This window comes from Franconibacter helveticus LMG 23732, assembly GCF_000463115.2.
Taxonomy (GTDB): Bacteria; Pseudomonadota; Gammaproteobacteria; order Enterobacterales; family Enterobacteriaceae; genus Franconibacter; species Franconibacter helveticus.
In genome coordinates, this window is the sequence record NZ_AWFX01000047.1 from 1 (window position 1) to 200 (window position 200).

Annotated in this window: 1 tRNA gene; it reads right to left on the reverse strand. The window is 58.5% G+C overall.

From position 1 onward, the window contains the following. Position 1: 1 nt before the first annotated feature. Positions 2-78: transfer RNA gene (locus tag DW56_RS22185), tRNA-Asp, on the reverse strand. Between the last annotated feature and the right edge of the window lie 122 nt (positions 79-200).

Genomic DNA, 200 nt, shown 5'->3' on the forward strand with positions numbered 1-200 from the left:
GTGGCGGAACGGACGGGACTCGAACCCGCGACCCCCTGCGTGACAGGCAGGTATTCTAACCGACTGAACTACCGCTCCACCGAATTTTTTCACAACCACCGGTTTGTTGCCCCGGTTTGACCTGCTAATTTGATGCCTGGCAGTTCCCTACTCTCGCATGGGGAGGCCCCACACTACCATCGGCGCTACGGCGTTTCACT